At 73.6% G+C, this 25,413-nt stretch carries 24 protein-coding genes; 9 read left to right on the top strand and 15 right to left on the bottom strand.

What is annotated here, in order from left to right; all coding sequences use genetic code 11:
* Nucleotides 1-15 precede the first annotated feature (15 nt).
* The 3 genes from ACFUVW_RS00265 to ACFUVW_RS00255 are packed head-to-tail and all read right to left on the bottom strand — an operon-like array spanning nt 16 to nt 3,480.
* Nucleotides 16-1,005 (bottom strand): Nif3-like dinuclear metal center hexameric protein, encoded by a 990-nt coding sequence (locus ACFUVW_RS00265; RefSeq protein ID WP_430569336.1) that lies wholly within the window; start codon nt 1,003-1,005, stop codon nt 16-18.
* 25 nt (nt 1,006-1,030) lie between these two features.
* The gene (locus ACFUVW_RS00260; protein ID WP_430569335.1) at nt 1,031-2,794 is read right to left on the bottom strand and encodes a bifunctional 3'-5' exonuclease/DNA polymerase; all 1,764 of its coding nucleotides are present in this window, start codon (nt 2,792-2,794) and stop codon (nt 1,031-1,033) included.
* Between the two features lie 29 nt (nt 2,795-2,823).
* Entirely contained in the window at nt 2,824-3,480 is a 657-nt protein-coding gene (locus ACFUVW_RS00255; RefSeq protein ID WP_430569334.1) for a phosphotransferase, read from the bottom strand.
* 155 nt (nt 3,481-3,635) lie between these two features.
* On the opposite strand from ACFUVW_RS00255, the gene ACFUVW_RS00250 reads away from it, so the two are divergent.
* Both ACFUVW_RS00250 and ACFUVW_RS00245 read left to right on the top strand, forming a co-directional pair.
* Nucleotides 3,636-5,057 (top strand): dihydrolipoyl dehydrogenase family protein, encoded by a 1,422-nt coding sequence (locus tag ACFUVW_RS00250; RefSeq protein WP_430569333.1) that lies wholly within the window; start codon nt 3,636-3,638, stop codon nt 5,055-5,057.
* Nucleotides 5,058-5,191: 134 nt separating this feature from the next.
* Nucleotides 5,192-7,000, top strand: coding sequence for a protein kinase (locus tag ACFUVW_RS00245; protein WP_430569332.1), 1,809 nt, complete (start codon nt 5,192-5,194; stop codon nt 6,998-7,000).
* 33 nt (nt 7,001-7,033) lie between these two features.
* Here the strand turns inward: ACFUVW_RS00245 and ACFUVW_RS00240 are convergent, their stop codons facing one another.
* On the bottom strand, nt 7,034-7,789 hold the full coding sequence (locus ACFUVW_RS00240) for a helix-turn-helix domain-containing protein (RefSeq protein ID WP_430569331.1): 756 nt from the start codon (nt 7,787-7,789) through the stop codon (nt 7,034-7,036).
* Nucleotides 7,790-7,900: 111 nt separating this feature from the next.
* Here ACFUVW_RS00240 and ACFUVW_RS00235 point away from each other — a divergent pair, with 111 nt between their 5' ends.
* Nucleotides 7,901-8,758 (top strand): ABC transporter ATP-binding protein, encoded by an 858-nt coding sequence (locus tag ACFUVW_RS00235; RefSeq protein ID WP_430569330.1) that lies wholly within the window; start codon nt 7,901-7,903, stop codon nt 8,756-8,758.
* Between the two features lie 30 nt (nt 8,759-8,788).
* On the opposite strand, the gene ACFUVW_RS00230 is transcribed toward ACFUVW_RS00235, so the two are convergent.
* Complete coding sequence (locus ACFUVW_RS00230) at nt 8,789-9,115, bottom strand: MarR family winged helix-turn-helix transcriptional regulator (protein ID WP_430569329.1); 327 nt, start codon at nt 9,113-9,115, stop codon at nt 8,789-8,791.
* Between ACFUVW_RS00230 and ACFUVW_RS00225 the strand changes: the two genes are divergently transcribed.
* The 5 genes from ACFUVW_RS00225 to ACFUVW_RS00205 all read left to right on the top strand — a co-directional run bounded on the left by ACFUVW_RS00225 (nt 9,107) and on the right by ACFUVW_RS00205 (nt 14,599).
* Nucleotides 9,107-9,979 (top strand): NmrA family NAD(P)-binding protein, encoded by an 873-nt coding sequence (locus ACFUVW_RS00225; protein WP_430569328.1) that lies wholly within the window; start codon nt 9,107-9,109, stop codon nt 9,977-9,979. The two genes, ACFUVW_RS00230 and ACFUVW_RS00225, sit on opposite strands and share 9 nt — an antisense overlap.
* Nucleotides 9,976-10,614 (top strand): NAD(P)-dependent oxidoreductase, encoded by a 639-nt coding sequence (locus ACFUVW_RS00220; RefSeq protein WP_430569327.1) that lies wholly within the window; start codon nt 9,976-9,978, stop codon nt 10,612-10,614. Before ACFUVW_RS00225 ends, ACFUVW_RS00220 begins: the two co-directional genes overlap by 4 nt.
* Before the next feature lie 72 nt (nt 10,615-10,686).
* On the top strand, nt 10,687-11,547 hold the full coding sequence (locus tag ACFUVW_RS00215) for an arginase family protein (RefSeq protein ID WP_430569326.1): 861 nt from the start codon (nt 10,687-10,689) through the stop codon (nt 11,545-11,547).
* Nucleotides 11,544-13,550 carry a glycoside hydrolase family 15 protein gene (locus tag ACFUVW_RS00210; protein WP_430569363.1) on the top strand — a complete coding sequence of 669 codons (2,007 nt, stop codon included), beginning with the start codon at nt 11,544-11,546 and terminating at the stop codon, nt 13,548-13,550. Before ACFUVW_RS00215 ends, ACFUVW_RS00210 begins: the two co-directional genes overlap by 4 nt.
* Nucleotides 13,547-14,599: a glucose 1-dehydrogenase gene (locus ACFUVW_RS00205; RefSeq protein ID WP_430569325.1), complete on the top strand. Its 1,053-nt coding sequence runs from the start codon at nt 13,547-13,549 to the stop codon at nt 14,597-14,599. The genes ACFUVW_RS00210 and ACFUVW_RS00205 overlap by 4 nt, the downstream gene beginning before the upstream one ends.
* 11 nt (nt 14,600-14,610) lie before the next feature.
* Here the strand turns inward: ACFUVW_RS00205 and ACFUVW_RS00200 are convergent, their stop codons facing one another.
* From ACFUVW_RS00200 to ACFUVW_RS00175, 6 genes are all read right to left on the bottom strand, one after another.
* Nucleotides 14,611-16,395, bottom strand: coding sequence for a thiamine pyrophosphate-requiring protein (locus tag ACFUVW_RS00200; protein ID WP_430569324.1), 1,785 nt, complete (start codon nt 16,393-16,395; stop codon nt 14,611-14,613).
* A complete protein-coding gene (locus ACFUVW_RS00195) occupies nt 16,392-16,646 on the bottom strand; it encodes an acyl carrier protein (RefSeq protein WP_430569323.1) in 255 nt (84 codons plus the stop codon). The genes ACFUVW_RS00200 and ACFUVW_RS00195 overlap by 4 nt, the downstream gene beginning before the upstream one ends.
* Before the next feature lie 118 nt (nt 16,647-16,764).
* Nucleotides 16,765-16,965, bottom strand: coding sequence for a hypothetical protein (locus tag ACFUVW_RS00190; RefSeq protein ID WP_430569322.1), 201 nt, complete (start codon nt 16,963-16,965; stop codon nt 16,765-16,767).
* A complete protein-coding gene (locus tag ACFUVW_RS00185; protein ID WP_430569321.1) occupies nt 16,962-17,354 on the bottom strand; it encodes a dihydrofolate reductase family protein in 393 nt (130 codons plus the stop codon). Before ACFUVW_RS00185 ends, ACFUVW_RS00190 begins: the two co-directional genes overlap by 4 nt.
* 186 nt (nt 17,355-17,540) lie before the next feature.
* On the bottom strand, nt 17,541-17,807 hold the full coding sequence (locus ACFUVW_RS00180) for a hypothetical protein (protein ID WP_430569366.1): 267 nt from the start codon (nt 17,805-17,807) through the stop codon (nt 17,541-17,543).
* A gap of 32 nt (nt 17,808-17,839) precedes the next feature.
* Nucleotides 17,840-18,214 carry a hypothetical protein gene (locus tag ACFUVW_RS00175; RefSeq protein ID WP_430569320.1) on the bottom strand — a complete coding sequence of 125 codons (375 nt, stop codon included), beginning with the start codon at nt 18,212-18,214 and terminating at the stop codon, nt 17,840-17,842.
* 184 nt (nt 18,215-18,398) lie between these two features.
* Between ACFUVW_RS00175 and ACFUVW_RS00170 the strand changes: the two genes are divergently transcribed.
* Nucleotides 18,399-18,737: a DUF6221 family protein gene (locus tag ACFUVW_RS00170; RefSeq protein WP_430569319.1), complete on the top strand. Its 339-nt coding sequence runs from the start codon at nt 18,399-18,401 to the stop codon at nt 18,735-18,737.
* A gap of 416 nt (nt 18,738-19,153) precedes the next feature.
* Here ACFUVW_RS00170 and ACFUVW_RS00165 read toward each other — a convergent pair whose 3' ends face one another.
* From ACFUVW_RS00165 to ACFUVW_RS00150, 4 genes are all read right to left on the bottom strand, one after another.
* Nucleotides 19,154-20,077 (bottom strand): hypothetical protein, encoded by a 924-nt coding sequence (locus tag ACFUVW_RS00165; protein ID WP_430569318.1) that lies wholly within the window; start codon nt 20,075-20,077, stop codon nt 19,154-19,156.
* A gap of 55 nt (nt 20,078-20,132) precedes the next feature.
* The gene (locus ACFUVW_RS00160) at nt 20,133-20,678 is read right to left on the bottom strand and encodes a Pycsar system effector family protein (protein ID WP_430569317.1); all 546 of its coding nucleotides are present in this window, start codon (nt 20,676-20,678) and stop codon (nt 20,133-20,135) included.
* Nucleotides 20,679-20,872: 194 nt separating this feature from the next.
* Complete coding sequence (gene mobF / locus ACFUVW_RS00155; protein WP_430569316.1) at nt 20,873-24,415, bottom strand: MobF family relaxase; 3,543 nt, start codon at nt 24,413-24,415, stop codon at nt 20,873-20,875.
* A gap of 80 nt (nt 24,416-24,495) precedes the next feature.
* Entirely contained in the window at nt 24,496-24,954 is a 459-nt protein-coding gene (locus ACFUVW_RS00150) for a hypothetical protein (RefSeq protein WP_430569315.1), read from the bottom strand.
* Nucleotides 24,955-25,413 lie beyond the last annotated feature (459 nt).

The following is a 25,413-nucleotide window of genomic DNA, read 5'->3' as shown; positions in this document are numbered from 1 at the left end:
TCCTCTCGCAGTGATTCAGCTGGTGGGGCGGTCGGTCTCGCGCACGGTGCTCGCCACCCGCGCGGTCCACGGGTCGGTGCCGATCGTGCTCACCCTCGTGGTCACCGTACCTTCTCCGGAACCGTCCCCGGTCCCCCCGTCGCCCAGCCCTCCGGCCGTCTCCCCGAGGCGCGCGACGACGTCCTCGGCGGCGTACTCGAGCCACGGCCACTCGCTCGCGAAGTGGGCCACGTCCACGAGGAAGGGCGTCGCCGCCCCGCCGGCGGCGCCGGCCTCGAAGTCGGCCCGCTCCCGCAGCTCCGAGGCGGGGTGGTGGCGCAGGTCGGCGGTGACGTACACGTCAACGGCGGCGGCGCGGACAGCGTCGAACAGCGAGTCCCCGGAGCCGCCCACCACGGCGGCGGTGGCGACCGGGGCCTCCAGGTCGCCGGCCACGCGCACGCCCTGCGCCGTCGCCGGCAGCACGGCCGCGACGCGCTCGGCGAACGCCCCCAGCGTCGTGGGTTCCGCGAGCCGGCCGACCCGGCCGATGCCGCGCACCGGACCGGCACCGTCCCCGGCGCCGTCGTCCCCGACGACGAGCGGGCGGCGGTCGGTGATGCCGACGAGGTCCGCGAGCGCGTCCGCGACGCCGCGCGGGGCGGCGTCGGCGTTGGTGTGCGCCACGTACAGCCCGCAGCCCGCGCGCAGCAGCCGGTGCACCACGTCGCCCTTGAACGTCGTGGCCGCGACCGAGTGCACGGGCCGCAGGAACAGCGGGTGGTGCGTGACCAGCAGGTCCGCGCCCCAGTCGATCGCCTCGTCGACCACGGCGGCCACCGGGTCGACGGCGAAGAGGATCCTGCGCACGGGCGCCGCGGGGTCGCCGACCACCAGGCCGACCGCGTCCCAGCCCTCCGCGGTCGACGGCGGGTAGAGGTCCTCGAGGGCGGCGACGACGTCGCGCAGCGTCGGGGGGTTCGCGGGCGTGCTCGGTGCTGTGCTGTCTCCGGTCCCGGTGGTCATGGCCCGACCCTAAGGCTGGGGGCGGTCACTTGGCGTCGGCGTACGAGTCGACCGCCGCGACCGTGAGCGGGAAGTCGACGGGGAAGTCACCGAACAGCAGGCGCCCCGCCTCCTCGGCGGCGGCGCGCACCTCGGCGGCGACCGCGGCGGCGAGCTCGCGGGGGGCGTGCACCACGACCTCGTCGTGCAGGAAGAACGCGAGGTGGGGGCGGTCGGCGAACGGCGCGGGCGCCAGGCCGGGCCGCACGCCCTCGGCGACCCCCAGCGCCCAGAGGCGGCGGCGGATCGATGCCAGCCAGCACAGCGCCCACTCCGCCGCGGTGCCCTGCACCACGAAGTTGCGGGTGAACCGCCCCCACGACCGCGTCGCCGACCGGGCACGCGCGGCCGCGTCCGCGCCGGCGTCGTCGGCGAACGCGCCCGCCTGCGCCTCGTCCCACGCGGAGCCCGGGGCCGGGGAGGACCGGCCCAGCCAGGTCGTCACGACGCCCCCGCGCTCCCCCGTGCGCGCCGCCTCCTCCACGAGCGCGATCGCCCGCGGGTACTCCCGGCCCAGCCGCGGCAGCACCTGCGCGCTCGCCCCCGTGGTGCCGCCGTACATCGCGCCGAGCATGCCCACCTTGGCCAGCTCGCGGGTCGGCACCACGCCTGACGCGACGATGCCGGCGTACAGGTCTCCGGCGCGGCCCGCGGTCGCCATCGCCTCGTCGCCGGCCATCCCCGCCAGGACGCGCGGCTCGAGCTGGGCGACGTCCGCCACGACCAGGCACCACCCCGGGTCGGCGACCACCGCGCGCCGCACCCCCTTGGGCAGCTGCAGCGCCCCGCCGCCGGTGGACGCCCAGCGCCCGGTCACGACGCCGCCCACCACGTACTCGGTGCGGAACCGCCCGTCGGTCACCCACTCGTCGAGCCAGTGCCAGCCGTTGGCGGTGAGCAGGCGGTAGAGGTTCTTGTACTCCAGCAGCGGCGCGACGACGGGGTGGTCCAGCTTTTCCAGCTCCCACTTGCGCAGGCTGCGCGCGCCGACGCCGGCGTACTGCATCGCCTTGAGCAGGTCCGGGTGCGAGTCGGGGTTGAGGGACGGCGGGGCGTCGAGGGCGGCGCGGATGCGGCCGACGAGCGCCTCGAGGAGGGCCGGCCGCTGCCCCTCGGGCGGCCGTGGCCCCAGCGCCTCGGTGAGGATCGCGTCGTGGACGTCCGCACGCCACGGCAGCCCCGCGTGGTGCATCTCGGCCGCGACGAGCGCGCCCGCCGACTCCCCCGCCGCCAGCAGCCGCAGCCGCCCCGGCGCTTTCGAGCCGCGCACCGCGTCCTCCTGCCGCCGCAGCTCCGCCACCGGGTCGACCACCCCGGCGCCCTGCGGGGCCGGGGCCGACGGCGCGGGCGCCGCGAGGTCGAAGAGCGCCTCGCCCTGCGGCGCGCGGCGGGCGCCGACCGGCGGCGCCGTGCCCGCCGGCGTCGGGGCCATCGTGTCCCACGCGCCGGACGGCGACGCCGCGAGCTCCGAGCCCTCGGTGGCCGTGGAGTGCCGCAGGATGCGGTGCACGAGCCGCAGGTCGTGCGACCGCTCCACGCGCACGCCCGCCCGCAGCAGGCCGGGGTACCACCGGTTCGTGTCGTCCCACGTCCAGCGCGGCACGACCCCGCCTCCGCGCGCGCCGCCCTCGGCGTCCGCCACGAGCGCGGGCAGGTCCGCGGCGGGCACCGTGGTGTCGGACGTGCCGCGCGTCGCGACGTCGTGCACGCGGACCGTGCCTCGGGGTTCTCGGGTCAGGACGACGTGCACGCCGCCATCCTGCCGTCTCCCACCGACGGTCAGGAGGCGCGGGCCGCGAGCGCCCGGGCGTCGTCCATCCGCTCCAGCTCGTCGTCCGTCATCATCGGGACCGCCCGACGGCGCGCGACCGCCTCGTCCAGGTGGTCGCGGTAGCCGGGCCCGGTCGCCGCCACGAAGGCCCGGAGCACCGCGCTCGCCACCCCCGCGACCACGTCGGCGGCGCCCTGCACCGTGGCGTCCGCGGGCGAGAGCACCGTCTGCGCGAGGATCAGCGCCGTGGTCGCGACGTCCAGCCCCGCGGGCCCGGTCCGGGCGTCCGTCCAGTCGATCACGACGGGCCCGCGGCCCGCGAGGACGACGTTGGACGGGTGCAGGTCGAGGTGCAGCAGGGGCCCGTCCGGCCAGGGCAGGGCGTGCAGGCGGGCGTGCAGCGACGCGAGGATGGCTCCCGCCTCGCCCGCGTCGCAGCGGCCCGCGAGCAGCTCGTCGGCCAATGTGGGGCCGCTCAGCCTCTCGAGCACCATGCCGGGCCCGTCGACCCCGAGCACGGCGGGAGCCGGGTAGCCGGCGTCGACGACGGCGCCGAGCAGGCCGGCGTCCTGGTGCGCGGGGCGCCCGTCGCGGTAGCGGCGCAGCACCCGGCGGTCGTCCAGGGCGAAGACGTCGGCGTCGCGGCCCGCGGCGATCAGCTCCACCGCCCCAGCGTGGCAGAACGGTGCGACCACGGGCACGTCGTCTCACCGCGCGACGAGCGCGCCGATGTGGTGCGCTGGCCGGGGTCGGCGCACCCGGCCACACCCCGAACAGCCCCCGAGCAGGCCCCGAGCACATCCCGTCCGAGGAGGACCGCATGACGACCGAGCAGCCCGTCGAGACCGTCGACGTCGTGGTGATCGGCACCGGCCCGGGCGGGGAGGACGCGACCGGCCGCCTGGCCCGCGCAGGCCTCGACGTCGTCGCTGTCGAGGCGCGGCTGGTGGGCGGCGAGTGCCCGTACTTCGGCTGCATCCCGACCAAGATGATGGTGCGCGCCGCGGACGCGCTCGCGGAGGCCCGCCGCGCGCGCACGCTGGCCGGCAGCGTCGACGTCACGCCGGACTGGTCCCCCGTCGCCGCCCGCGTGCGCGACGAGGCCACGACCGACTGGGACGACACGGCCGCCGTCGAACGCCTGGAGAAGGCGGGCGCCCGCCTCGTGCGCGGCCGGGGACGGCTGGCCGGCCCGGGCGAGGTCGTCGTGGCGACCGCCGACGGCGAGCTCCGCTTCCGCGCGACGCGCGGCGTCCTGCTCAACCCGGGCACCGAGCCGGCGGTGCCGCCCATCGGGGGCCTGGCCGACACCCCGTACTGGACCAACCGCGACGCGGTGCGCGCCACGGAGGCGCCCACGTCGCTCACCGTGCTGGGCGGCGGCGCGATCGGCTGCGAGCTGGCGCAGGTCTTCGCCCGGTTCGGCACCGCCGTCGAGGTGGTCGAGGCGGGCCCCCGGCTCCTGGCTCCCGACGAGCCCGAGGCGAGCGAGCTCCTCGCCGGCCGCTTCGCCGCCGAGGGCATCGGGGTGCGCACGGACGCGAAGGTCTCGTCGGTCTCGCACGACGGCGGCGGGTTCACCCTGACCCTCGACGACGGCACGCAGCTGGTCTCCGAGCGGCTGCTGGTCGCCGCGGGCCGCCGCACCGACCTGCGGGCCCTCGGGGTCGCGACGGTCGGCATCGACGACACCGCCCGCACGATCCCGGTCGACGACCGGCTGCGCGCGGCGGACGGCGTCTGGGTCGTCGGGGACGTCACGGGCAAGGGGGCGTTCACGCACGTCTCGATGTACCAGGCGCGCATCGCCGCCGCGGACATCCTCGCGTCGGGCGGCGGTACGGGCGGCACGGGCGGCGGGGACGAGGAGCGCGCGGACTACCGCGCCGTCCCGCACGTCACGTTCACCGACCCGGAGATCGGCGGTGTCGGGCTCACGGAGTCCGCCGCGCGCGACGCCGGGCTGACGGTCCGCACCGGGACCACCGACCTGGCGGCGTCGTCGCGCGGGTTCGTCCACGGCCCCGGCAACGAGGGCCTGATCAAGCTGGTCGAGGACGCCGACGCCGGCGTGCTCGTCGGCGCGACGGCGGCCGGGCCGGCGGGCGGCGAGATCCTCGCCGTCCTCACCCTCGCCGTCCAGGCGCGCGTGCCGGTCGGCGAGCTGCGCCACCTGATCTACGCCTACCCCACGTTCCACCGTGCGATCGAGAGCGCTCTGGCGGACCTCCAGGAGTCGTGACCGGGCACACTGCAGCACGCGTGGCCACCACTTATCCTGTGATGGCCCATGACTGAAATGACCGAGTTCGCCGCCCCGACGCCCTCCCGCGCAGGCATCCGCCTCGACGCCCCGCTCTCGCCGCGGTGCCCGGCATGACGCCGAAGGACCCCGCCGAGGAGCCGGCCGCCGGGCACGTCGTGCTCGGCGGGAAGTACGTCCTGGGCGACATCCTCGGCACCGGCGGCACGTACACCGTCTACGAGGCCTCGCGCCTGCACGCGGCGCAGGCGCCGGTCGACGACGACGCCGGCGACGACGGCGAGCCCGCTGACCTGCCCGTCGACGCACCCGGCGACACACCCGCTGCCGAGCCCGGCGACGAACCGGCGCTCCTCGTCAAGGTCCTCCATCCGCACCTCGTCGACGACGAGGTGGCGCGCGCCAGCCTCGCCCGCGAGATCGCGGCGTCGGACCTGATGGACCACCCGGGCGTCTCGAAGGTCCTCGACACCGGGGAGGACGAGGTCGCGGGCGCGAACGTCCCCTGGCTCCTCATGCGACGACTGCCCGGCACCCCCCTGTCGGAGCTCGCGGCTGGCACGGGCCTCCCCTGGCCGGAGGCGCTCACCGTGGTGTCCGGGCTGCTGGACGGGCTCGCGGCCGTGCACGACGCAGGGCTGGTGCACCGTGACGTCGGCCCCCGCAACGTCGTGGTCGACCGGCACGACGACGGCACCGTGACGGTGGGGCTACTCGACCTCGGACTCACCGCGCCCGGCGGAGGCGAGGGCGACGGCGACCGCGTCGCCGGGTCGGCGTCGTACATGTCCCCCGAGCAGGCGCAGGGCCGGCCGCTCGACGGCCGCAGCGACCTGTACTCGGTCGGGGCGCTCGCCTACTTCGCCCTCACCGGGCACCCCCCGTACGAGCGCTCCCGGCCGGGCGACGTCCTGCTGGCGCACGTCGGGGCCCCCGTGCCCGCGCCGTCGGCCCGCCGGGCCGCCGTCCCCGCCGCCGTCGACCGGTTCGTGGCCCGGGCAATGGCGAAGAACCCCGCCCGGCGGTTCCCGACCGCCGGCGCGATGGGCGAGACGGTCACCACGCTGCTCGGCGGGGCGCCGCCGACGTCCGCGACGCCCGTCGGTGCGGAGCCCCCGGCACCCGACGGCGACCAGACCATGACCATGGGCCAGATCGCGGCCCAGGACCCGCACCGGACCGCGGCGATCGGCGCCGCCGGCCTCGCGGCCGCCGCGGCGGCGGGCGCCGAGGCGGAGCTCCAGCGCACCCGGATGCTCGGCGCCGTCGACGCGACCGAGCCCGTGACGCCCCAGCCGGACGCCGACGCGCCGACGGAGCCCCTCGCCGCGGAGGCGCCCACCGAGGTGCTGGGCGGGCCGCCCCCCGAGCCGCCCGCGGACACGCCCACCTCCGGGGCGCCCGCCGCCGGGGAGCCCGAGCCGTCCCGCAAGCGCCGGATCCTCCTGATCGTCCTGGCCGCCATCCTGGTGGCCGCCCTCGGCGCGGGCGCGTTCTGGTTCTTCGGCGACACCGACGGCGGCGGCCCGGTCGCCCCGGTCACCCACAGCCCGTCGCCGTCGTCCACCCCGTCGCGGACGCCCACCACCACTGCCCCCACGACGCAGGCCCCGCAGGAGCCGACGTCCCGCCCCGAGCGGACGTCGACGCCCACCCCGACCAGCACGCCCACGCCCCGCGAGACGCCGACGCCGACCACGACCCCTACCCCGACCTCGACGCCGACGCCCACCCCGACGGACGAGCCCACCTCGACGCCGACCCCGACCGACGAGCCCACGTCCACGCCGACACCCACCGACGAACCGTCGGAGCCGGCGCCGGACCCCACGGACGAGGAGACCACGCCTCCGACGGAGCCCGGCCCCACCGGCGGTCCGGTCGACAACGCCGGCGGGTCCACCGCGACGCCCGCCCCCTGACCTGCGGGGCCGCACCCGGAGCGCCACCTCCCGTCAGCGGAACATCGACCCTGGCGTGCGCCCGAAGGCCGCCCGGAACACCGCGACGAACGCGCTGGGGGTGGCGAAGCCGCACGCCGCCGCGACCTGGGTGACGGTCCGGCCCTCGGCCAGCAGGTGGTTCGCGCGGTGCAGGCGGACCTGGTTGCGCCAGGTCGTGAAGCTCATGCCGACGGTGTCGCGGAACAGGCGCGAGAGGGTGCGCTCGCTCGCCCCGACCCGGCGGCCGAGCTCGCCCAGGGTGGGTGAGCCGGCGAGCTCGGCCTCGACGATCGCCTGGACCTCCCGCAGCCGGGGGTCGTGCAGGGCAGGAACCATGGTCGCCGGCTGCGGGGCCGGCCGGAGCTGGTCGACGAGGACGTCGAGCATCCGGCGGGCCGCGGGCGTGGTCGCCGCGCCGTTCTCCGAGCAGGCGACCACGAGCTCGCGGAACAGCGGGGAGACGAGCAGCAGGGCGGGATCGTGCTCGGTGCTCGGGTAGAGCGAGCCCGGGTAGAGGCTGAGGGGGACGCCGACGAAGCGGACGGTCGTCGCGCCGTGGACCTGCCAGACGTGCGGCGTGCCGCCGGGGATCCACGCGGCCCGCGTGGACGGGGTGAACCACGTGCCCTGCTCGACCGTCACCTCGAGGACACCGGTGCTGGCGTAGATGAGCTGGTGGTCCTCGTGCTGGTGCAGGTCCACGTCGTCGCCCGTGGCGAGATGCCGGACCTCGGTCGGCGCGACCGGCATGTGGCGGATGTTCGACATCACATGGCAGTTTAGTGAAAGCGCGCCGCCCGCTCCCCCGCGCACGCTGGGGACATGGCTTCCTCCGTGTCCCCGACCGCGCGCCGCGGGTCAGCTTCGACCAGGTCATCCATGCTCGACGTCGGTTCCTCCATCGCGCTCGACCTCGACGACGTCGTCCTGCGACGCGGCGAGACCGTGATCCTGCCGGGTCTCTCCTTCACGGTGCGACGCGGCGAGCACTGGGCGCTGCTGGGGCCCAACGGGGCCGGCAAGAGCACGATCCTCAGCCTGGCCGGCGCCGTCGTGCACCCGACCCGCGGCGCGGTGCACGTCCTCGGCCACCGGCTCGGACGCGTCGAGCTCCAGGCGCTGCGCCGCCACATCGGGCACGTCAACCCGCGGCACCCGCTGCGCTCCCCGCTGTCGGTCACGCAGGTCGTGCTGACCGGCCTCACCGGGAGCGTCGAGACGGCCATGCGCTGGTCCCCGTCCCCGGCCCAGCGCGACCACGCGCGCGAGCTGATCGACCTGTTCGGGCTCGGTCACCGGGCGCACGACCTGTGGCCCACGCTCTCGCAGGGCGAGCGCGGGCGGGCCCTCGTCGCCCGGGCGCTCGTGGCCGACCCCCGCCTCCTGCTGCTCGACGAACCGTCCACGGGGCTCGACGTCGCCGCCCGCGAGCAACTCCTCGACACCGTCGACCTGCTGTCCGCCACCCATCCCGGGCTCACGTCCGTCCTGGTCACGCACCACCTCGAGGAGCTGCCCACCAGCACGTCGCACGCCCTGCTGCTCTCCCACGGCCGCGCCGTGGCCGCCGGTCCGGTCGACGAGGTGCTGACCAGCGAGCACGTCACCGCAGCCTTCGAGCACCCCATCGAGGTACGGCACGACGACGGCCGCTGGGGTGGCCGCACCGGGCGACGCGAGGCGTTCGCACCGACCCGCCCGCCGAGCCCCGCAGGACGCGGTGGGTCGTCCAGCTGAACACGAAGGTGGCCTGACCTGCAGCCCCGCCTACCCTGGCGCGCTGGCCGCGGCGAACCGGCGCAGGCCCTCCGCGAGGACGCGGACGTCCTCCTCGTCCCACGCGTCGACGATGGCGGCGAGGCGGTCCAGGCGGAAGGCCTCCGCCCGACGCGCGAGCTCGCGACCGGACGGGGACGGCACGACCAGGGTCTGCCGGGTGTCGTGCGGTGCCGTCGTGCGCGTGACGACGCCGGCGCGCTCGGCCCGGCTGACGAACCGGCTCGCGGTCGAGTGGGCCACGTCGAGGCGCGTGGCGACGTCCCGGACGCTCTCCCCCTGCGCGGGGAGGCCGTCGAGGACGAGGAGGTGGCGCACGAGCTGCGCGCGGCCGGCGCCGAGGTGAGGCTGGGCGCGCGCTCCCCGGCCGACGGCGCGCCGGACGAGGTCGCGTTCGACTTCACCGGCCCCGCGACCTGGGGCGGGGCGTTCGACGGCGTGCGGTCGATGTTCCTGGTGCGGCCGCCGGCGATCGGCGACGTCAAGCGCGACCTGCTGCCGGCGATGGCCGCCGCGCGCGCCGCCGGGGTCGAGCACGTGGTGTTCCTGTCCCTGCAGGGCGCGGAGAAGAACAAGGTGGTCCCCCACGCGTCCGTCGAGGCCTGGCTGCGCGGGTCCGGACTGACGTGGACGTTCGTGCGCGCGTCGTTCTTCCACCAGAACCTGTCCACCACCCACGTGACCGACGTGCGCGACCGGGACGAGATCCTGGTCCCCGCGGGCAAGGGGGCGACGGCGTTCGTCGACGCGGAGGACGTCGGCGCGGTCGCCGCGGCCGCCCTGCTCGACCCGGGGCGCCACAGGAACCGGGCGTGGACGGTCACGGGGCCACGGGCGCTGACCTACGGCCAGGTCGCCGACATCCTCACCGCCGAGCTCGGCCGCCCCGTCCGCTACGCACGCCCCGGCGTCCTGCGCTACCTGCGCCACGCCCGGGGGACCCTGCGGATGCCGTGGGGCATGGTCGCGGTCACGACCGCGATCTACACCACGGCACGTCTGGGCCTCGCCGCGGGCCTCACCGACGACGTCCGCACCGTGCTCGGCCGCGAGCCCGTCGACTTCGCCGAGTTCGCCCACCGCGAGCGCGCCGTCTGGAACCCCGCCCCGCCCGAGTCGGACGCCCTGGAACCCGAGGCCCAGAACACCGGCACCGACGCACACACCGAGGACACACCGTGAAGCTCGCCCTGATCGGCGCCACCGGGCGCACCGGCGCCCACGCCCTGACCACCGCGCTGGACCGTGGCCACGACGTCACCGTCCTGGTGCGCGACCCGGCCAGGCTCCCGGACGCCGCCCGCGACCGGGTCCGCGTCGTCGTGGGCGAGGCCACCGCCCCGGACGCCCTGTCGGACCTGGCCGCCGGCGCCGACGTCGTCGTCTCCGCGCTCGGCCCCACCGGCAGGGAGGCCGACCTGCACACCCGCACCGCCCGGGCCCTGGTGGACGTCATGCGGGCCGGTGGACCAGGGCGGTTCGTCGGCATCAGCGGCGCCGGGATCGACGTGCCCGGGGACCGCAAGGCGGGCAAGGACAAGGCCATCTCCTGGCTGATCCGCACCCTCGGCGGCGACGTCGTCAAGGACAAGCCGGCCGAGTACGCCGTCTGGGCGGCCTCCGGCCTGGACTGGACCCTCGTGCGGCCGCCGCGCCTGGTCGACGGCGCACCGACCGGCCGGCTCGAGCACGACGCGCACCGATCGACGCGCTCGACCCAGATCACCCGCGCCGACCTCGGCGCGTTCCTGATCACCGTGACCGAGGACGGGCTCTACCCCCGGACGGCCCCGTTCGTCGCCACCGCACGGCGATAGCCGCGCCGCGGAGTCGGAGGTACGGAGGGGTCCAGAAGGTGTCTGGGGACGCGGGAACCTACCGTGGATCGCATGATCCGTGTGGTCTGCGCCCCCTACCACCTGGGCCGGCACCGGGACGGCATGGGTGCCGGCCCCGAGCGGCTCCTCGCCGCGGGCGCGCCGGACCGGTTGCGGTCCGCCGGCCGGGAGGTCGAGGTGGTGGAGGTCGACGCCCCTCGACCGGTCGGGCACGAGACCGGCGCCTACTTCGCCGTCCAGACGTCGCTGGCCAGGGCGACGGCGCAGGCCGTGGACGCCGGGGCGTTCCCCCTCGTCCTGGGAGGCGACTGCGGCTGCGTCCTAGGCGTCACCGCGGGCCTCGGACGGGAGAGCCGGACCGGCGTCGTGTGGTTCGACGCGCACGGTGACGCGAACACGCCCGAGTCCACCGTGAGCGGCTTCCTCGACGGCATGGCGGTGGCCGTCCTGACGGGCCTGTGCTGGCAGGGCCTGGCGGGCGCCGTGCCGGGGTTCGGACCGGTGCCGGGCGACCAGGTGCTGCTGGCGGGGGTCCGTTCCGTCGACCCGCAGGAGCGTCGCGTCATCGAGGCGGCCGGGATCCCCGTGGTCGGTCCCGCGGGGCTGGGCCCGTCCGGCGACTCGCCCTTCGTCCGTGCGCTGGACGCCCTCGCAGCACGGGTGCACAGCGTCCACGTGCACGTCGACCTGGACGTGATCGACCCCGGCGACGGCGTCGCCAACGGGTTCGCCGTCGACGGCGGCCCGTCGCTGGCGGCCCTGACGGCGTCCGTCGAGGCGATCGGCGCCGCGGTCCCCGTCCACAGCGTGTCCCTGACCTCCTACGACCCCGCGCACGACGCCGACGGCCGCGCGGCGGCGTCGGCGCTGCGTCTCCTCGACTCGCTGGCCGCCCTCGCCCCGCCCGGCTGAGCGGGGCGTCGCCGCGGGCTCGGCCCGGCGCGGCGCGGTCTGCACCTGCGTGCAGGGCGAGGTGGACGAAGACTCGTCGGGTGACGCAGCGGATCGAGGACTACGGCCTGATCGGTGACCTGCACACCGCGGGGCTGGTGGGCCGGGACGGGTCGTTGGACTGGTTGTGCCTGCCGCGCCTGGACTCTCCGGCGTGCTTCGCGGCCCTGCTGGGCGGTCCGGAGCACGGGCGCTGGCGGATCGGGCCGGCATCGGGCGGGCCCTGCACCTCGCGCCACTACCGCGGCGACACGCTGGTGCTGGAGAGCGAGTGGCGCCCCCCGGAGGGCACGGTCCGGCTGATCGACCTGATGCCGCCGCGCGACGAGGTCGCGGACGTCGTCCGGATCGTCGAGGGCGTGCAGGGGCGGGTGCCCGTCGAGCTGGAGCTTCGTCTGCGGTTCGACTACGGGTCGGTCGCCCCGTGGATCGTGATCGACGGGTCGGACGTGTCGGCCGTCGCGGGACCGGACGCCGTCACCCTGGACACGCCCGTGCCGGTGACGCACGACGACCGCACGATCCACGCCCGGTTCGAGGTGTCCGCCGGCGAGCGCGTCCCGTTCGTCCTGACCTACCACCCCTCGTTCGCGCCGGAGCCCCGCACGGTCAACCCTGACCGCGCGCAGCGCAGCACCGAGCGCTTCTGGTCCGACTGGGTGTCGCGGTCGCGCTACGACGGCCCGTGGGACGACGCGGTGCACCGCTCCCTGATCACGCTGAAGGCCCTCACGTTCGCGCCCAGCGGCGGCATCGCGGCGGCGGCCACGACGTCGCTGCCCGAGTCGCTGGGCGGGTCGCGCAACTGGGACTACCGGTTCTGCTGGTTGCGGGACGCGGCGTTCACCCTGCAGGCGCTGCTCGGCACCGGGTATGTGGACGAGGCCCGGTCGTGGCGCGAGTGGTTGCTGCGCGCGGTCGCGGGTGACCCCGCCGACCTGCAGATCATGTACGGCATCGACGGGCGCCGTCGCATCCCCGAGCTGACGATCGACTGGCTGTCGGGGTACGAGGGTTCCGGTCCGGTGCGGGTGGGCAACGCGGCCGCGCAGCAGTTCCAGCTCGACGTGTGGGGCGAGGTGCTCGACGGGCTGCACGTGGGCAGGGAGGCCGGGCTGGCCCCCACCGACGACGCGTGGGCGCTGCAGCGCGAGCTGCTGGACTTCCTCGAGGGCCACTGGCAGGACCTCGACAACGGACTGTGGGAGGTGCGCGGGCCGCGGCGCGCCTTCGTCCACTCGCGCGTCATGGCCTGGGCGGGCGTGGACCGGGCGGCGAAAGCCGTCGACGCCTACGGGCTCGACGGGCCCGCCGTCCGGTGGCGCGGACTGGCCGACCAGATCCACACCGACGTGTGCCGCCACGGGTTCGACGCCGACCGCGGCACCTTCACGCAGTCCTACGGCTCCGCCGGCCTCGACGCGGCGCTGCTGCTCATCCCCCGCGTCGGCTTCCTGCCGTGGGACGACCCCCGGGCGGTCGGCACCGTCGAGGCCGTGCAGCGCGAGCTGAGCGAGGACGGTCTGCTGCTGCGCTACCAGACCCACCCCGATGCACCGGGCCAGGACGGCGCCGGTGCCCCGACGGACGCCCGCGGGATCGACGGCCTGCCGGGTAGGGAGGGCGCGTTCCTCGCGTGCAGCTTCTGGCTCGCCGACGCGCTCCACGGCATCGGACGGACCGGCGAGGCGACCGCCCTGTTCGAGCGGCTGCTGTCGCTGCGCAACGACCTGGGGCTGCTCAGCGAGGAGTACGACGTGCACGCCGGCCGGCAGGTGGGCAACGTCCCCCAGGCGTTCAGTCACGTGGGGCTGGTCAACACCGCACGCCACCTGGGCCGCACCCGGCCCGCGGACGACGGGCAGCGGGCAGCACGTGACGGGGCCCGTGACGCGAGCCGGGCGCTGCGGGGCCGCGGCGCCCCCGACGTGGCCGGCACCCAGGACGACGAGGAGGACCGATGAGAGCCTTGACCGTGATCCCCGGCCAGGCGGGCTCGCTCGCCGTCACCGAGGTGGCCGACCCGCCGGTGTCCGACGGCCTGCTGCTCGTCGACGGCCTGGCGGTCGGCGTGTGCGGCACCGACCGTGAGATCGCCGGCGGCGAGTACGGAGAAGCGCCCGAGGGCGCCGACCGCCTGGTCATCGGGCACGAGTCCCTCGGCCGGGTCCGCCAGGCACCCGACGGCAGCGGGTTCGACGCCGGCGACCTCGTCGTGGGCGTGGTCCGCCGTCCGGACCCGGTCCCGTGCGGCGCCTGCGCCCGCGGGCAGTTCGACATGTGCCGCAACGGCCGCTACACCGAGCGCGGCATCAAGGGCCTCGACGGGTACGCGAGCCGGCGCTGGACGGTCGAGCCCGACTACGCCGTGCGTCTCGACCCGGCTCTGCAGGACGTCGGCGTGCTGCTGGAGCCCACCACCGTCGTCGCCAAGGCCTGGGAACAGGTCTACGCCGTCGGACGACGGTCGTGGTTCGAGCCCCGCACCGCCCTCGTGACCGGCGCCGGCCCGATCGGCCTCCTCGCCGCCATGCTCGGCGTGCAGCGAGGCCTGGACGTCCACGTCCTGGACCGTGTCACGGACGGGCCCAAGCCCGACCTCGTGACCGACCTCGGCGCGACGTACCACACCGAGTCCTTGACGACGCTGGCCGAGCACGTCGAGCCCGACGTCGTGATCGAGGCCACCGGGGCCGGCTCCCTGGTCCTGGACGCCATCGCCGCCACGGGCACGTACGGCATCACCTGCCTCACGAGCGTCACCTCCCCCGGCCGGCGCCTTCGCCTCGACCTCGGCGCCGTCAACCGTGAGCTCGTGCTCGAGAACGACGCGGTCGTCGGGTCGGTCAACGCCAACCTGCAGCACTACCGCGACGCCGCCGAGGCGCTCGCGGCGGCCGACCTCCCCTGGCTGCGGGGACTGATCAGCCGCCGCGTCCGGCTCGAGGACGCCGCCGACGCCTTCACCCCCCACGACGACGACGTCAAGGTGGTCATCGACCTCGCCACCTGACGGACCCGACCTCAGCCCCCGCTCTCGTGCCCGAGCTGCTCCTCGAGCAGCTCCACGGCACTCGCGGCACCGTCGGGCTCCTGCGCCAGGCCGCGCAGCATCGTGTCCACCTTCTCCTGCGGCTGGCGCGGCGGGAGCAGCGGGGTGTCCGGGTCGACCACCGCGTGGATCACCACGGGTCGGTCGGCGTCGAGGGCGGCGCGCCATGCCGGCTCGACGTCCTGCGCCCGGTCCACGCGGACGCCGCGGAGCCCCAGCAGCTCCCCGTACTCCGCATAGGGGAACGGTGGCACGCGCTGGGAGTCCTCGAAGCGCGGGTCGCCCTCCATCTCCCGCTGCTCCCACGACACCTCGGCCAGGTCGCCGTTGTCGAGCACGAGCACCACGAAGCGGGGATCGGGCCAGTCGCGCCACCGGTCGGCGACCGTGACGAGCTCGGACAGCCCGTTCATCTGCATCGCGCCGTCGCCCGCGAGGGCGACCACCGGCCGGCCGGGGTGCAGCAGCTTGGCCGCGATCCCGTACGGCATGGCCGACCCCATCGAGGCGAGGGTGCTGGACAGGTGGGCGGGCACGCCCGGCGGCAGGTGGAGGAACCGCGCGTACCAGTAGGTGACCGACCCGACGTCGACCGCCACCTGCGCGTCGGCGGGCAGGAGCGCGGACAGCTCGTGGACCACGCGCTGCGGGTTGAGCCGGCGGGTCTCCTGCGCCGCCCGCTCGCGCACCACCTCCCGCCACCCGGCGACGGACTTCTCGACCTGGGTGCGCCAGCCCGTCCTCTCGGGCAGGAGCGGGAGCAGGGCCTCCAGCGTCTGGCGCGCGTCGCCCACGAGGGCGACGTCCACGGGGTACTTGGTCCCGATGTTGCGCCCTGTGATGTCGACCTGGACGGCCCGGGCCTGGCCCGGGTGCGGGTAGTACTCGGTCCAGGGGTCGTTGCTGCCGACGATCAGGAGGGCGTCGCACCCCGCCATGAGGTCGGCCGACGCCGTGGTCCCCAGGTGCCCCATGACGCCGCAGTGATAGGGCAGCGACTCGTCCAGGAGCGGCTTGCCCAGCAGCGACGTCGTGAGCCCGGCGCCGAGCCGCTCGACGACCCGGCGCACCTCCTCCTCGGCCCCCGCCGCGCCCTGCCCGACGAGGACCGCGACCCGCTCCCCCGCCGCGAGGAGGTCCGCGGCCTGTCGCAGCCCGTCCTCGGGAGGAACGGTCCTCGGGGTCGCGAACGCGGTCGAGCTGCGCACCAGTCCGTGCGCGTGCGGTTCCGGCTCGGGGGCGTCCGCCTTCTGCACGTCGTGCGGGACGATGATCCCCACGGGGCTCGACGTCGCCAGCGCCGTGCGGAACGCGTCGTCGAGGACGTGCGGCAGCTGTTCCGCGGTCATCACGGTCTGCAGGTACGGCGCGCACACGTCCTTGAACAGCGTGTGCAGGTCCACCTCCTGCTGGTAGCCCGAACCGAGCGCCGTCGTCACGACCTGACCGACGATCGCGACGACGGGCCGGCGGTCGAGCTTCGCGTCGTACAGGCCGTTGAGGAGGTGCACCGCGCCCGGTCCCTGGGTGGCCAGGCAGACCCCGACCCCGCCGCCGTACTTCGCGTGCCCGGACGCCATGAAGGCGGCCATCTCCTCGTGCCGCGCCGTCACGAGCTCGACGTCCGCGCGCCGCCGACGCAGGGCGCCGAGCAGGGGGTCGACGCCGTCTCCGGCGTACCCGAAGACCCGCTCGACGCCCCAGTCGACGAGCCGTCCGACGAGCGCGTCGGCGACGGTCCCGGCGCCGGAGCTCACCCCTGCCCGCCGCCCGGCGACGTCGCGGAGGTGCCGTGCTGTGCGAGCTGGCCGAGGAAGTCGTGGCACTTGTGGGCGCGCTCCGAGTCCTCGGCCATCACCTGCTCGAAGAACGCCGCGATCTCCTCCTGGCCGGCGTTGCGTGCGTCGCGCACGTACTGCCCGTAGTCGTGGCCTGCCTTGAGCGAGTGGTACTGCACCGACACCAGGTCGTACGTGACGTCGTCGAATCCGGTCTCTCCGGTAGCCATGGTCGTCCTCCGATTCCGAGAGGGACGGCCCGCTGCTGGACCTTCGTCCACCCTCCCAGGACCGCTCTTGCTCGCAAACCGGCCCGCTCGCCGAGCGCGTGGGGCGGCCGCGCGTGCTTCAGCGCCGGACGGGGTAGCGCAGGTGCAGCGCGCGACGCCCCTGGACGACGACCGGGTCCTCCAGCAGGAGGTGGCCCCGTGCCAGCGCTCCGAAGTACGGGATCCCCTCGCCGAACAGCACGGGCACGAGGCTGACGCACACCTCGTCCACGAGCCCGAGGTCGAGCGCCTGCTGCGTGATCGACGTGCTGGCGATCACGACGTCGCGGTCACCGGCGATCCGGCCCGCCTGGGTGATCGCGGCGCCTCGACCCCGGGGACGAAGCTGGTGCGCGGCCACCGGGTGGCCGCGTCCTGGGGCGGGTGGTGCGTCACGACGACGACGGGCGCGCCGGACGGGTGGTGGTCGCCCCAGCCGTCCGCGATGTCGAACAGGCGCCGTCCCGCGACGAGCGCACCGCAGTTCGCGGTCAGGTCTCGCAGCACTTCGGAGCTCGACTCGTCGACCCGGAAGGTGACGTGGTCGTTCGGGTTCGGCAGGTCGACGTCGCCCGCCTCGTACCACTCGAAGAGCTCGCCGATCCCGTCTCCCGGGTCGGCGACGAACCCGTCCAGCGACATCGTCATGTGGGTGCGGACCTTGCTCATGCGGAGCCTCCTCGGCGGTCGGTGTACCGGTCCCGACGCCCTGCGGGTTCCGAACTCGTCGGTCCGCCAACCGTGGTCGACCAGGTCCTGGTTGGACCATCCGCATCAACGCCATCTGCCCCGGTGTGATCGAGACCCCGATGGTCGCAGGGATCCTCGAGGGCCATGCCGATGCGATGGCCGCGATCATGCAGGACCAGCCCGTCGGCCGCCTCGCACCTCCGGCAGGGGCGCGCGTGGGGCATCTCGGACCGCCCCGGCGACGACCCGACGGTTCCAGCTGGTGACTGCAAGGTCGAGCCGTGCCCTCGCCGTCACATAATCCGCGAGATCGATCGGAAGACCGCCGTCGACGACCGCGACGGCATCCTCCACCGCCCACTGGGCTGCCACGAGCTCGCTCAGGAGGTCGTGGAGCCTGTCGTGGTGGGGCGTCACGATCTCGCGGTTCATGGGCATGTCCCTTCGAGCAGGGTTCGCACGCTCTAGCCGCCTCGCTGCACGCGACGTCGAAGCTGAGCGATGCGGATCGTGCCCACGACGAGCGCGATGATCCCGACGCCCACGCCGGCGACGACGAGGGCGACGGCCAGCGGGACGGTGCCCTGCATGCCCAGGAACGAGACCAGCACTAGCTGGGTGTTCTGGAGCATGAAGACGGTCAACGCGACCAGGACGATCGCCGCGATGCAGATTCCGACCCAGACGGCGCCGGCGCGGCTGCGGAGGGGTCTCCCCGGGATGCCGCCGGTGCTCGTGCGGGTGCCCCGGGGTGACCGGGCCCGCCCGGTCGCCCTCCTGCCGAGGTTGCCGTCGGTCGCGGAGGCCAACGGAGGGGTGGGCGTCGGGGTGGTGGCCATGACGGCCTCCTCACGTCTCCGGACCCAAGTACCTCAGCTGGGGGACGGTCGTCCCGGGTACCTTCGACTGTACGCGCGTTTCGCCCGCCTCCGGGCGAATCGCCCTCATCGTCCGAGCTGCGCCGTCGCGGCATCGGCCGTTCGACGACCGGCTGTCGGGAGCACCCGACCGTATGCTGCCCACGTGACCTTGACCGAGTTCCTGAACGCCCGCCTGAACGAGGACGAGGCGAGGGCGACCGCCTCGGGAGTTGGGCGTCCTCAGGGATCCCATGACGCGCCTGCACCGAACGAACCTGATCAGGCGTTCACACCGGCCCGGCTGTTGGCCGAGGTCAAGGCGAAGCGTCTGCTCATCCGGCTCGCCTACGAGGCGACGGGCCTCGACATGGACAAGGACCTCGACCGGGCGATCGATGCGCGGGAGGCGAGCGGCATCGAGTTCGTGGGCGAGCGCATGCTCCGTGCTCTTGCCCTCCCGTATGCCGACCACGCCGACTACTCCGAGACCTGGCGGCTCTGACGCACCCGGCCCCGGCCTCTTGGACGGCGGAGCATGTACTCGCCGAACCGCTTTGAGACGAACTGCGCATCCTTCTGGGTTCCGCGAGGCAGCCCCCGAGCGGGGCGTGCTGCCGCATCAGCAGGTCCCTGTGGTGGACGTCCGTAGAGACGGCGGTCGCAATCGGTCCGGATCAGGTCCGTCCCGGACCACGCTACCAGGCGACGAAGATGCAGGTCAGGGGCGCAAAATCCCTGGTGGTGGGCCCGGAGGGACTCGAACCCCCGACATCCACGGTGTAAGCCTCGGAATGCGCGTTGACCTGCAACTTCGCTCCACCAAGGTCGCCCGCGGGGGTCCAGCGGGGGTACGACGGTGAGCAAGGACGCATGGATCTACGGTGCCACGTTGATGGCTGGACGGTACGACGGACGGATCTAGTGAAGCTTGGACCGCAGCGCGTTGAGGTTTCGCCGATGCGCCCGGTCCGCCTGGGCTTTCTTCGCGACTGCCTCCCGCATGGCGGTCATCGCGAGCGCTTTACGCACCGAATCTGGGATGTCGTCACGCTTCTTCGCGCCGGTTCGGATCGCTTCGCAGTACGAAGGTCCACACTTGTCGCACCAACCCGCTTCGAGACGACGCCCGAATCCCTCAGACCCGTCGACCTTCGCGATTGTGAAGTCCTCCCAGAGACCATCCGACGGCGCTCCGCCACATCCGCAGGAGAACGCGACATAGTCGTTCTTCTCGAAGTGGTCCCAGACCGACCCGGTGATGATGACCTCGTTGCGGTCCGCCGCCTGGGCCGCCTTTGCGGCGAAGTTCACGGGACGACCCGCCCAAACTGGTTCCTGCTCGTCGTCGTTGCGCGGCGTGCCGAGGTGCTTCACGAGCACACGCCCGCACGCGATCCCGACCTTGAAGCCCGTATCTGGGAACTCGCCTGTCGTGAACTTGGCCTCGTACTGCCGCACGAGTTCGTCGCTGAACGTGCGGATGGTGACCCCCGCGCAAAGAGCCCGCTCGTATGACAGTTCACCCCAAAACAGTCCAAAGCCGCCGTCGCCTTGAATGTCGATGAACTGAGCGTCGAACTCGTTGAGGATCTGCACGGCCGACTCAACGGCCGTCTTGTAGACCCGTGCTGTCGAGGTGTCGTGGCGGCCTGTGCCGAGCTGGGTCGAGCTCTTGAGATCAAACACGACCGCTACGAGCTCGGGGATCTTCAGCCAGCGACCCGAGCCTTGCCCGGGGATATCTTCGAGGGACGGGTCAGCCTTCTGATCGACATCGGGCTTCGTCTTGAGTGTCTCCCGGACCGATGACTCCAGGATGTCGAGCAGGGTGTCCAGTTCCATGTGTCCTCCTTGGCAGCGAAGGTACAGGCGGCGTCCGACACGACCGGCCATCGGCTTAGTACAAGACGAGCGCAGTGCACCAGGCGACACTTGCAAGTCCCGCGAGCGTTACCCACAGGGAGACGATCGCGGCGACATGCTTGCGCCACGCGATCTTGCTCATATGGACAAGCTGCTCTGCGAGCATCGGTAGAACCGGCTTGTCGCGCAGGGCCGCCTCAAGCTCCGGAGGGTCCCAGTGCCGCAGGTGGCCGAAGTAGACGGTGTTGGTCTTCCACTCGTCGGCGCGTCGGCGCACCGCGCGGAAGCGTAGCCTCGGCACAACGATCGTGGCCGAGAGCAACGCCCCGATGAGCAGCAGGAGCATGCCGGCAAGGAGAAGCATGTTCTCCCAAGGGGTCCCGGTGCGCGAGAGAACGCGACCCTGGTCGCTCAGCGTAACGACCACGACGAGTGCGGCCGACTGGACCGTGAAGAGGAAGGCGGCCTTCGAATCGACCGCCCCAGTGGCACCCGCCGTCTTGTCGTGGATCCTCCAAGCCGTCTCGACCGCGGCCGCTTCGCTGGACGTAGGGTCAACATTGGGCGACTGCGGGGACATCGCACGCGATGATGCTCTGTTCCGACGTCGTGGTCCCCGCATCAGAACTCGCCACCTCCCTGAGCAGGACGAGGCGTGCGCTGTGCGACTGGGCCCCCCGCACGGGTCCGCGGGTGCGGCTGCTGGGCGATCACACGCTGAGGCTAGCCCCCATCACATGCCTTGCCCATGCGGCAACCGCCCTCTGGCACGGGTCAGCCGCGCCGAAGCCCAGCGTCGGAGGTGCGACGTGAGCCACGGGAAGCCGTGCCGGACTCCTTTCCGAGCGACCGAGCGAGGCGTTCGACGGCACTTGCCGCGAGGCGCCGTTCGCGTTCTTGCACCAGGGACTTAGGTGGAGGGCCCAATGTTTGCGGCCCGCCGATGAAGTAGCGGTCGCGATAGAAGGCGATGATCCTGGCCTCGGCAAGCCAGCGCGCGCGCTCCTGTGGCCCGCGAGGAGGAGTTCCGACGTGGCGCACCCACGGTTCGCGGTCATGAAGGGCCGTCGCGGCGAGCATGTGTGTCTGGGTTTCGATAAGTCTGCGGCGTTCATCGAGCGACGAGGCGACGTCTACGGGAAGCGGCCCGCGGGCTGCTGGGATGAGGCCCGCGATGAGGTCGGGCCTCGCCTCTCTGGCCGGCCGGACGGTGGCGCGGGCCAGGCGCGAGGTGAGGACGGCCGCGAGGTCGTCGGCGTCGAGCAGACTTCGCTGACCGGCCAGGAGGGGCAGAAGGCTGTCGACGTCATGGCCATATGCCTCGGCGCGACGCAGTTCGGCCATCAGGACGCCGCACGCCTCAGACCGGACCGTCTGGTCGACCTCATCCTGCGCAATCTCGCCGGCTTCGCGGAGCACACGACGCACGAGCCGGGTCCAGCGGTCTCGTTGCGCGGCGGTGGCGATGGTCTCGTACTCGGCGGCGAGCTGGGCGATGCCGGCCCACCGGTTCTGCTCGCTCTCGGTCGCCTGGTGTGCTGAGATCTCGGCGCCGCTGTGGTTCAGGACGCCGAACAGGACGCTGGGTGCGGTCACGTCCGGCTCCGGCGGGGCGGCGTGCAGCGGGTCGGGCCTGTCGAGCGCCACGTAGGCGGTGTTCGCGTGGCGGCCTCGGGTCATGGACACGTAGAGGTCCTCGCGGGTGGTGGACGACGAGACGACGACGTGCGCGGTGTCGACGGTCATTCCCTGGGCGCGGTGGGCCGTGACCGCGTAGCCGAGGTCGACATGCTCTGCCACGTAGCCCGCGGGCAGGAACACGCTCCCCCGCCGTCGGCCCTCGGGACGGACGTCGAGGCCGCCGTCCAGACGCACGTGGGTCACCGTCCAGCGGTCGCCGTTGCGGACCCAGCCCGTTGGGCCGGTGCGTAGGCGGCGGTCGTTACGGCGCGTGATGACCACGTCGCCTGCTGACACGCGGGTGTCGTCATTCAGCGCGACGTCGCGTCCGGCGGAGGTCAGCCCGAGGCCGATGCGTTCGGCGCGGGCGCGGTCGTTGAGCTGCCGGACAGTCTCAGAGGTCTCCGTGACCAGGATGCTCGGCCGTCCGGCATCGACGTCGTGTCGCCAGGCGGCGTAGGCGGCGTCGACCATCTCGTCGGTGCTGCCTTCGCGGAGTCGGCCGTGCGCCTCGTACTCGTCGATGACTGTGGGGTCACCGTCGCGCAACCCCAGCGAGGCGGCCTTCTCCCAGTCCTGGACGAACCGGTGCACCTCGGTCAGCCGCGGCGCGTCCTCGCCACGTGCCGCGACCAGCATGGCGAAGGCGCCGCCGGCATCGACGGACTGCAGCTGGGCCGGATCGCCGACGAGCACGACCTTGGCGCCGACCCGCGCGGCACGGGCCGTGATCGTGTCCAGGGCTCGGGTAGACGCGAGTGTCGCTTCGTCGAGGATCACCAGCTGACCCGGTGCAAAGTCTGTGCGACCGCGGCGGTGGTCGTAGATCCACTTCGCGGTGTTGTCGCACGGGATCCGCAGGTCGTGGGCGAGCACCTGCGCGGCTGCTGCCGATGGTGCCATCCCCACCACGCTCCCCTGACCGTGCGTGGCGATCCAGCCGGCGGCCAGCGCGCGCATCGCCGTCGTCTTGCCCGTGCCCGCCGGGCCGACGAGCAGGTCCAGGCGCCTTCCTGAGGTGAGCAGCTGCGCGACGGCGCGAGCCTGCTCGGCGTCGAGCCGGACGCCGTCGGGCGTGCGGCCGGAGACGACGCACGACGCCGTCGTCCGGGCGACGACCGGCCCGCCCGTGGCATCGGCCAGGTGCAGGAGCCTGTCCTCCCTCTCGAGCAGCTCATGGCTCGTGAACTTCTCGCAGTGCCGCGGGCGCAGGGTGCTCGTCCCATCGGGTCGGCACATCGCCGCCGGAGTGCTGGCGAGCTCGGCGGGCGTGAGCTGGACGGATCGGCGAGTGGCGGCGTCGGTGATCATGGCGACGACCTGCTCGCGATCCTCCGCCGTGGCGAATCGCAGATGCATCGTGCGGCGCGAGGCTTCCGCCCACAGGTTCCAGTGCTGCCACGTCGACCGCTTCTGCGAGACCTTCGCCACCACCTCGGCCGCGACCTGCTCGACGACGTCGACAGGCACGGCATCGGCAGTGAGGGACCGGGCGGTTCCTCCGACGGTCCGGTCGCGCGCCCACTCGATCGGATCACACCGCATCAGGCGTTCTGCCCGACGTCGCCAGCCGGCAGTCAGGTCCGCCAAGGAGTGGATGGACTTCTCCGGCCGCGTGGCGAGGGTCGCCTGGGCGCGCAGCTTCACGATCGCCCGCGGCGAGGGCCGCCGGCCATGCGCTGCCGCGTAGTCGGCGATGAGTCGACCAGTGGCGACATCGATGTCCCGAGACCGGGAGGAGAACTCCGCCAGCAGCTCGTCAGGGACACCGGCGATCTCCCACTGCGTCGACCGGTCAGGGCCCCGGTCACGCCGCTCCCACCCGACCCCGAACGCGTTCGTGAGCCGGTCGGCCAGCACGGCGTTGTAATGCTCCGACAACGCGACGACGGCATGGTGCAGAGCGCGCGAGTCCAGCGTGCGCCACTGCCCGTCGTGCGCGGCCCTGACCTTGTTCGAGATCACCAAGTGCGTGTGCAGCTGCGGATCGTGCGCCCGCGAGCCCCAGTGGTCGTACGCCGTCGCCGCCACCCCCACCACCGGGACCTGCGCCACACCCCCATGACCCGTCCGTGTGGCCGCGACCTCCCGCTCCAGGAAGTCCAGCACCTGCCCGACGGCGTCGTGATGCGCCGCCACGATCAGCTCCTGCGTCGTCGCGTCCGCCAACCCCCACAGCACCGACACCGACTTCGGCGCCGAGAACGTCAGATCGAACCCCGCCGTCGCGGTCTGCGAACCACGCGCTGCCTCCCGTGCCTGGATCCGCGCCACCTCGGCGTCGAACTGGGCCGCCGGCAGCGACCGATCGACGCCCTGAACCCGGCGCGCGGTCCGATCTCTTGCCGTCGGGTACTGGCGGAACGGTCGGCCCAGCGGCTCACCGGAGACCGGATCTGCGCCATGACCCAGCAGCGCCTGCAGCTGCGCCGGCGTCACCGTCATCCCCGGCGCCAGTGCGCCGCCGCCGAGGTGCTCGACCCCGCGCCCCATCCACACGCCGGGCGGTGTACCCGCCTCCGTGAAGTACCGCGTGAACGCCGACGCCTGCGGAGCGTTCCCGTCGCCGGTCACGACTGACCGCAGCAGGTACGCGTAGCCCTGCCCAGCCGAGATCACCCGCAGTGAGACCGTCACACCTGACAGGTGTGCGGCGGACTCCACGGACGATCAGCACCGGGATCACAGCGCCGATCGGGGGCGGTCGGCCGCCGGCGTCAGTCGGTGTACGCCTTCGCGCTGGCCCAATGCATGCGGGGCTTCCACGGCATCTCGAGAAGCGAAGCAAGCACGCCCTTCGCGCCGTCCTCCATGACTGTCCCATCAGGCAGCACGACCCGGTACGAGCGCACCTTCCGCCCAGTTCCGACCTCGACCTTGCCTGCCACCACCGCATCGACGATCGCTCGGACCACGTCCACGCTCGACGGCGTCCGCGGCAGCTGCCACCCCGGGCATCCCTCAAGCCCGACGATGATGCCGTCCGTGTCGTGCATGAGGAAGACCTCCAGCGCGCCGTCCCTCGCAGGTCGCACGGAGAAGCCTTCGACGTCACCGTCGACGGTGGGCCGAGACACCTCAGCGCTGGTGGCCAAGTCGCTGCGCAGCGTGGACGCCAGACGGCGAAGCTCGGTCGTCACGCGATCGTTGGGCAGTTCGCCACCGGCGCTCGTCATGGACGGAATGATGCCGCAACCGCGCCAGCTCGTGGGCTTCAGCGGACTCTGTCAGCCTCGGGTGCCAGAGGTGTGAACGCCCTCGCCAGTACCCGCGAGTCGACAAGCCGCGGACACCTGCCGGCCGCCCTCCAGCACGGCAGGGGCTTCGCGCGATCGGCGGACGTGGCCGGTGACGACCGCACACCTGGGTGTCAGCGCAGATTCGGGGCACGCTGGCAGTCCGCGTTCGGGACCGAAGCAAGAACGCTCATCCACCGTTCTGAACCAGCAGGGGTTTTGAACCAGGTTTCTGAGCGGCGTGTCGACGGCGCCTCGAGTGTGGCCTTGGCCGTTATGTGGCGGGGTTCTGTCGCCGCTTCGTGAGTTCCCTGATGATCGGGCGAATCGTCCCGTGGGTCGATCCCCAACTGACACAGCCTCGTTCGCACGCTTAGCGACTCCGGGCTGCGTAAAACC

It is taken from the genome of Isoptericola sp. NPDC057391, assembly GCF_042668085.1.
Taxonomy (GTDB): Bacteria; Actinomycetota; Actinomycetes; order Actinomycetales; family Cellulomonadaceae; genus Isoptericola.
This window is presented reverse-complemented; position numbering and strand designations above follow the sequence as displayed.

Bases quoted from the DNA above. Each gene is read 5' to 3' on its own strand.
- ACFUVW_RS00265 (WP_430569336.1), bottom strand. From the start codon at position 1,005: ATGACCACCGGGACCGGAGACAGCACAGCACCGAGCACGCCCGCGAAC.
- ACFUVW_RS00250 (WP_430569333.1), top strand. From the start codon at position 3,636: ATGACGACCGAGCAGCCCGTCGAGACCGTCGACGTCGTGGTGATCGGC.
- ACFUVW_RS00245 (WP_430569332.1), top strand. From the start codon at position 5,192: ATGACGCCGAAGGACCCCGCCGAGGAGCCGGCCGCCGGGCACGTCGTG.
- ACFUVW_RS00240 (WP_430569331.1), bottom strand. From the start codon at position 7,789: ATGTCGAACATCCGCCACATGCCGGTCGCGCCGACCGAGGTCCGGCAT.
- ACFUVW_RS00235 (WP_430569330.1), top strand. From the start codon at position 7,901: ATGCTCGACGTCGGTTCCTCCATCGCGCTCGACCTCGACGACGTCGTC.
- ACFUVW_RS00215 (WP_430569326.1), top strand. From the start codon at position 10,687: ATGATCCGTGTGGTCTGCGCCCCCTACCACCTGGGCCGGCACCGGGAC.
- ACFUVW_RS00205 (WP_430569325.1), top strand. From the start codon at position 13,547: ATGAGAGCCTTGACCGTGATCCCCGGCCAGGCGGGCTCGCTCGCCGTC.
- ACFUVW_RS00195 (WP_430569323.1), bottom strand. From the start codon at position 16,646: ATGGCTACCGGAGAGACCGGATTCGACGACGTCACGTACGACCTGGTG.
- ACFUVW_RS00185 (WP_430569321.1), bottom strand. From the start codon at position 17,354: ATGAGCAAGGTCCGCACCCACATGACGATGTCGCTGGACGGGTTCGTC.
- ACFUVW_RS00180 (WP_430569366.1), bottom strand. From the start codon at position 17,807: ATGAACCGCGAGATCGTGACGCCCCACCACGACAGGCTCCACGACCTC.
- ACFUVW_RS00175 (WP_430569320.1), bottom strand. From the start codon at position 18,214: ATGGCCACCACCCCGACGCCCACCCCTCCGTTGGCCTCCGCGACCGAC.
- ACFUVW_RS00165 (WP_430569318.1), bottom strand. From the start codon at position 20,077: ATGGAACTGGACACCCTGCTCGACATCCTGGAGTCATCGGTCCGGGAG.
- ACFUVW_RS00160 (WP_430569317.1), bottom strand. From the start codon at position 20,678: ATGTCCCCGCAGTCGCCCAATGTTGACCCTACGTCCAGCGAAGCGGCC.
- ACFUVW_RS00150 (WP_430569315.1), bottom strand. From the start codon at position 24,954: ATGACGAGCGCCGGTGGCGAACTGCCCAACGATCGCGTGACGACCGAG.